The following is a 6287-nucleotide window of genomic DNA, read 5'->3' as shown; positions in this document are numbered from 1 at the left end:
ACCCGCAGGCCGATTTCAATGCGCTCAGGGAAAGCAATCGAGGCGAAGTAATCGCAGGCCGAACTCACCACAAACCCCACCACCTCACCGTCATGAATATCCAGCCCGCCCTGTTCGATCAGGTAGGTATTAACGGCGGTGTCGAAGAAGCTGTAGTAGGTGACGTTATTCACATGGCCGTAGGCATCGTTGTCGTGCCAACGCGTGGTGATCGGCTGGAAGTGGCGGTAATCGTCGCGCACAGGCGTTGAGTCAGGCATCGGCAAGTCTCGTCAAAGTTGATCCAATTGAGCATGGGCCCAGTCGCGCACCTCGGCGTAGGGATAGTCTTCCAGCGCAGCAAAACCGGGAATGCCCCGCGCCTTCAACTTGGTAAACAACGGTACGCTGATACCGCCAAGAAAACGCGTCAAACGCTCCGCATTCGGCAAGTGCCCCGTGTACTCATGATGCCTGTGGATAAAATCACCGCACAGCCCCATGAAGTTTTTATCCACAAGCGACGGCAGGCTCGGCGGTGCCGGCAGATGGGCAACCTGGCCGTAGCACACCGAACAATGCCCGCAACGCTGGGGCGCATTTTCATCACCAAAGTAGCGCGCCAGGCGTTGCCCCAGGCAGTGCTCAGTGGCGAACAGGTCGAGCATAGTGTGGATCCGCGCGACCTCCGTCACCTCATGCTGCTTGAAGCCTGTGTATAACTCGGCGCTTAGCGCCTGCGGGTCAAAATCGGTGTCGAGCAAACTGTAGACCTCAGTCATCTGCTTGCTTTCGAGCTCGATCAGGCCCTGCTCCTGAAAATAATCCAGCGCCTTCACCACCCGGCTACGTTCGGCATTGTGCTGTTGATAAAGCGCGTCGAAATCCACCGTCGCCCAGGTTTTAGCGCGCTTGCATACCTGGATGATCGCCGCGACAAACTGCTGCCGTTCGCCAGAAAAGCGCGCCAGCAAGGCCTCGGGCTCGATCAGGTATTTGAACCGGTATTCCGCATAAAACGCATAGCGCGGTGCGATCACGCCCTTGAGCTCCAATTGCACCAGGAGCGTCTTGAGCGGCAGCTCGCGAATATTGCTGTGGTCCGACAGCGACCTGAGCAAGAACTCCCACTGCCCTTCGCTACGCGCGGCCTGCAACTCCTCCAGCACACGACGAATGCCTTCCTGCTCCGGCGTGTCACCGTACACAAAGTTTTCCAGCACATTGAGGCTGTCGCGGTTGGCCAACACCAGGCAATCCGACGGCTGCCCGTCACGCCCGGCGCGGCCGATCTCCTGGCTGTAGTTCTCGATGGACTTGGGCAAGTCGAAGTGCACGACATTGCGGATGTCACTCTTGTCGATGCCCATGCCAAACGCGATGGTTGCGACAATGCAATTGGAACGCCCGCCCATGAAACGCTGCTGGATGCCTTCGCGCTTTTCGTGGGGTAACCCCGCGTGATAAGCCTCGGCCTGAATGCCGTGGCGGTTCAGATGCTCGGCAATCTGCTCGGCGGTTTTCTGCAAGGTGACGTAGACGATACTCGGCTGGTTGGCCCGCGCTTTCATCCACTCCACCAGCCTGCGGCGTTTGTCGTGGCCGCTGACCGGTTCCACCAGCAGGTTGAGGTTGGAGCGATAGAAGCCCGTGGTCACCACATCCTCGGCAGCAATGGCGAACTTGGCCTGCATGTCGGCGATCACCTTGGGTGTGGCCGTGGCCGTCAGCAATAGCGCCTGCGGGATGTTGAACTGGCGCTGGTAGTCCGGCAGTTTCAAATAATCCGGGCGGAAGTTGTGGCCCCATTCGGAAATACAGTGCGCCTCGTCCACCACCAGCAACGAGATCTGCACGCTGTTCAGGAAATTACGGAAACGCTCGTTCTTCAAACGCTCCACGGAAATCATCAGGATCTTGAGCTCGCCCGATCGCGCACGGGCCATGACATCATTGGCTTCATCACGGCTCTGGGCCGAATCGATACTGCCCGCCGAAATGCCATGGCGCTGCAGGAAACCCAACTGGTCCTGCATCAATGCCAGCAACGGCGACACCACCAGCGTCAGGTGCGGCAGCAACACGGCCGACAACTGGTAACACAAGGATTTGCCCGACCCCGTAGGGAAAATGGCGGCGGCAGAACGCCCAGCCAGCACGGCGCTGACCGTCTCTTCCTGGCCCAAGCGAAAGTGTGGGTAACCAAAGACCTGCTGGAGGGTGTCGTGCATAAGGCTGTCACTCCATTGACCGCTGAACGTGGCTTAAAAACGTAGCCCAGTAAGTTCGGCGAATCGAGAAAGGTCGCAAGGAAAAAAGAGACAGGATGATACACAGGGGGAGGGATGGCCCAGGGCCGAAGTGGGAATTTTCCGAGAAAGTAGCAGGACGTAGCAGACAAAAATGTGGGAGCTGGCGGGCCCTCCCCCACATTTCACAACCGAGCTACAGCTGAATCAGCGGTTCTGCACCCGCTCAATCGCCGTGTCATACACCGGGTTGGCCTTTTGCTCTTTGGCCAACTGGTAATGACGCAACGCATCCGGGAACTGGCCGGCCGCTTCATAGATGCGTGCAATGTTGTAGTAGGCACCGGCACGCACGGTCGCGGCATTGGTACCGGTGGCCAGGGCGATAGCCTTGCGGTTGGCCCAGATCGACTCCGCAGTATTGCCGGCTTTCTGATACGCCAGGCCCAGGTTGCCGTAAGCCTTGCCGAAGCTGTTATCCAGCTCGATGGCTTGACGGAAGAAGTCGATGGACTGGTCCAGGTTACCGGCCTGGTAGGCCGCTTCGCCCTTGAGGTTCAGCTTTTTCGCATCGGCCTGTACCGACGAGCTCACCGTCACGGCGGTGACGGCCACGCTGTCATCCAGCAACGGCTTGACCTCGTTGAGCACATCTTCGGCGCCGACTCTCACGCCGGTGAAGGTGTTGATGTCCTGGAAGTCACCACTGCCGGTCATGCGGAATACGGTCCACAGGTTGCCGGTGCGGTTCTGCGGCACATAGTAGGTGCGTACCAGGGATTGCCCCATATACACGAACACCTTGGCCTCACTGTTGGACAACTCGCTGGAGGTGGGAGAGCCACTGTTGGAATAGTCGTGCACGGCATAGACGTAGCTTTCGCCGTAATGCTTTTTCTGCAGGGTGATGGTCTCCGGGCCATAGCTGTCGGTGTCATCCACGTCCAGTTCGGCGTCGGTGCCCTTTTTATTGTTGAAGAAGATGTTATTGCCGGGGAAGATCATATGGGAGTCGAGGTCGCGCGGAGCCCTGCCCCAGGTCAACACCACACGCAGGCCGTCGAGGTTTTCCATCACCGGGCTGATGGCATAGGTCATGCCCTTGCACGGGCACTTCACCACCAGGTTGGAATAGCCATGCTTCTTGATGATCAGCAGGTTGCTGGCATCGTCAGCCGCCTCACTGGTCAGCGTGACCTGGCCTTGCGCGTTGGTACGGCCCACCACGTTCTGTGCGCCGTTACGTTGCAGCAAAACTTCGGCATCGGCGATTTTCTGGTCCTTGACCACCGCGCTCAGCACCTCAATCGGCAACTGCTCGGCCTGGACAGAAAACGCCACCGCACACAAAGACATCGCCGAGGCGACACGCAGCAAACCCATGCTTAACTCCCTTTAAGTAGTGGGCGGAATCGCCCTACAAGATTTTGCGGTGAAACATACGCTGAAATGAGCTCGCTGGCAGATTTTTTATACAGATTGTGACGGGGTTTTTATCCCGCCTACCGAGCTACGCATTGCGCTACAATCAAGCCTTGCTTTCCAAGAGGACGCAGCGATGAGCGAACTGACGTTTGAGCAAAAACAGGATCACTATCACAAGATCCGCCGTTCCAATTACCTGGCCAGCCTGCGCCTGGAAGGGTTCGATACCCAACCGACCGACGTCGACAAACCCCTGCCGACACGCGAAGCCGTCCTTGCCAAGTACCGCAACACCTCACGCTGATGCTCGACAAATACGGGGTGGGCCAGGACCCGTACTGCTATCCCAGTAGCAGCATCCTGCGCAACCGCCTCGATTTACTCGATGAAGCACGCCTGCACCAGGCCGAGCGGGAATTATCCGAAATCGCCATAGGCAACCTTCCACTCTTTCCGCCGCCCTACGACCTTGATCGCCTGCAACACATTCACCGCATACTGTTCGGTGACATTTATGACTGGGCCGGCGAACTGCGCAGCGTCAACATCCAGAAAGGCGACACGCTGTTTTGCACCCCGGAGCGTATTCCACCAGAAGCGGCGAAAATCGTCCGGCATATGCAAGACGCCAATTGGTATGTCGGTGCGACTCAGGCTGATCTTGTGCGCCAAATCGCTGAAGCTTATGGCGACCTGAACGTCATTCACCCCTTCCGCGAGGGGAATGGACGGGCGCAGCGGATCCTGTTTGAACAGATCATCGTGAATGCGGGGTTTTCGGTGAATTGGTGGCTGGTAAAACATGCGGCCTGGATACCCGCGAATATTGACGCGGTGGCGTGTGACTATCGGGGATTGGAAGCGATTTTTGAGCGGTGTATCGGTAGGCTTCTGAGTGCTTGATCGAACTTCGAACGACTAAACTATCTGTTTATTGCTCGAGAACAAACTCACTTTTAAGGTTCGGCTCGTCGCTGCCGATTCAGCGACCGGGTTTGGTCACCTGAAAACAGCACACATAAGTGCCATTACTTGCCTTGCGAGCGTCTATCGTCTCGTAACGCACTGCTATGGCGGCTGTGTGTGGGACGTCTTCGGACGTGTCGGATTGCTGTTTCCGGCTGGCCAACCCGCGCACAGTCCGCCACCCACCGTTTGGCCACGGTGATGTCGGTTACCTAACAGCAAACCGAGTACGTTCAAATGCAAATACCTGAAACGATGGACCGCTATCGTCAGCTACGCACCAACTTCACCGCCACCCACCCTCTTGTCATAGACACTGCAGCCAAAGCTGAAGATATCCAATCGGCCGCCCACCAGCGTATCCGCGCTGCCAGCGACTTACTGGAAACCTTCTCCTGCCTGACCTTCGACCACGCCGACCTCAAAGACATTTCCCACATCATTAATGCGCTGTACCCGCTCGTTCAGGACGGCTGTGATTTGTTGGAAGCCGCGCAACACGTTCAGCTGCAACCTGAACAAGCGCAAGTCTAAGCAACACCTGTGTAGGAGCGAGCTTGCTCGCGAAAATCGCCAACGATGACGCGGTAAATCAGAAAAAACGCGGCGCCCCTGAGTTTTTCGCGAGCAAGCTCGCTCCTACAATTGATCAGCTTTACCCATTACATCGTTGCAAGCCATAAATGCCGGAGGCTTTTGTAAGACACCGCCAAACGTCACGTCGTCCGTTTCCCAAACTGCTTCAAATACCCGTTCAACCCTCTATACCAGTTACGCGTAGCCGACTGAAAATAACCTCCTATCAACTTGATTTCTCGCAGGATCCGCAACTTTCACAGCGCAGACATCGTCATTGGCCTGGATGCTCAGGTCAGCGGTGGCATAGGCCCGCAGCGCTCAAGCGTCTCAATGCATGTGTACTCCAGATGAGTTTTAGTCAATGGCTTTACCTACAAACAGCGCTATTATTCGCTCTCCATCTGCTGCTGTATTACAAAATCACTGACTGCACGTTAAGAACGCGTTTCGCCGTTACCTTCATCGTAACGGGACTGCTTCTGTTGTTCTGGCTACCCTACATCGCCATTGTCCTGAACATTCAACTTCTTCCCCTGGCCTTGTTTTTGATAGGCTTGGCTCTCTTCATCACGCGAAACAAATACCGCCTGCAACGTAAAAAGCCTCCTCACCCACTCCTACGCACCCCAACCATGAACCTGGCCCCCAACTTCCCCGAAGACCCTGTCATGCAGCAACTCCTGCAATTGCTGCATGAAGAAATCGGTCTGCCGAAACACAAGACCATTAGCCTGCAAACCTCGCTCAACTTCGACCTTGCTTGCGATGGCGTTGAGGCCAAGCAATTCATGGAGGCGCTGGAACAGGATTTCCGGGTCGACCTAAGCGACTACGACGCTTATCGTTACTTCCAGCCGCCGGTGTTCGACGTGTTCCTGAAGCGTCGCGCCAAAGGCCGTGGCGACAAAATCCCGCTGACCATCGGTATGCTCTACCTGGCGATCAAGACCCACCGCTGGGACACGCAGGCGCTGGAAAACCTGAGCTGACCTGAGCAACACTGAGCACAAAATGGGGGAGCGGGCTTGCTCGCGAATACGGCGTGTCAGCCAATATTTGCGTTACTGATACATTGCATTCGCGGGCAAG

General features: G+C 56.5%; 7 protein-coding genes. 4 read left to right on the top strand and 3 right to left on the bottom strand.

Going from position 1 to position 6287, the window contains the following annotated elements:
* The 3 genes from E1K68_RS02180 to E1K68_RS02170 form a co-directional block, all read right to left on the bottom strand.
* Window positions 1–260: thioesterase family protein (locus E1K68_RS02180; RefSeq protein ID WP_212614868.1), on the bottom strand; the 260-nt coding region annotated here is incomplete at its 3' end.
* A gap of 12 nt (window positions 261–272) precedes the next feature.
* The gene (locus tag E1K68_RS02175; RefSeq protein ID WP_003187695.1) at window positions 273–2210 is read right to left on the bottom strand and encodes a RecQ family ATP-dependent DNA helicase; all 1938 of its coding nucleotides are present in this window, start codon (window positions 2208–2210) and stop codon (window positions 273–275) included.
* Between the two features lie 225 nt (window positions 2211–2435).
* Window positions 2436–3611, bottom strand: coding sequence for a tetratricopeptide repeat protein (locus E1K68_RS02170; protein ID WP_212613735.1), 1176 nt, complete (start codon window positions 3609–3611; stop codon window positions 2436–2438).
* 175 nt (window positions 3612–3786) lie between these two features.
* On the opposite strand from E1K68_RS02170, the gene E1K68_RS02165 reads away from it, so the two are divergent.
* The 4 genes from E1K68_RS02165 to E1K68_RS28120 all read left to right on the top strand — a co-directional run bounded on the left by E1K68_RS02165 (window position 3787) and on the right by E1K68_RS28120 (window position 6187).
* A complete protein-coding gene (locus E1K68_RS02165) occupies window positions 3787–3957 on the top strand; it encodes a YhfG family protein (RefSeq protein WP_003187692.1) in 171 nt (56 codons plus the stop codon).
* Window positions 3957–4556, top strand: a complete 600-nt coding sequence (locus E1K68_RS02160; protein WP_192002171.1) for a putative adenosine monophosphate-protein transferase Fic — start codon at window positions 3957–3959, stop codon at window positions 4554–4556. The genes E1K68_RS02165 and E1K68_RS02160 overlap by 1 nt, the downstream gene beginning before the upstream one ends.
* 300 nt (window positions 4557–4856) lie before the next feature.
* The gene (locus E1K68_RS02155; RefSeq protein WP_212613734.1) at window positions 4857–5153 is read left to right on the top strand and encodes a hypothetical protein; all 297 of its coding nucleotides are present in this window, start codon (window positions 4857–4859) and stop codon (window positions 5151–5153) included.
* A 677-nt stretch (window positions 5154–5830) separates the two neighbouring features.
* Window positions 5831–6187, top strand: a complete 357-nt coding sequence (locus E1K68_RS28120; protein WP_212614867.1) for a DUF1493 family protein — start codon at window positions 5831–5833, stop codon at window positions 6185–6187.
* Window positions 6188–6287: the final 100 nt, after the last annotated feature.

The sequence above is a fragment of the Pseudomonas sp. B2021 genome, from assembly GCF_018135665.1.
Classification (GTDB): domain Bacteria; phylum Pseudomonadota; class Gammaproteobacteria; order Pseudomonadales; family Pseudomonadaceae; genus Aquipseudomonas; species Aquipseudomonas lactis.
The sequence above is the reverse complement of the archived record's forward strand: the minus strand, read 5'-3'. Positions and strand labels throughout refer to the sequence as shown.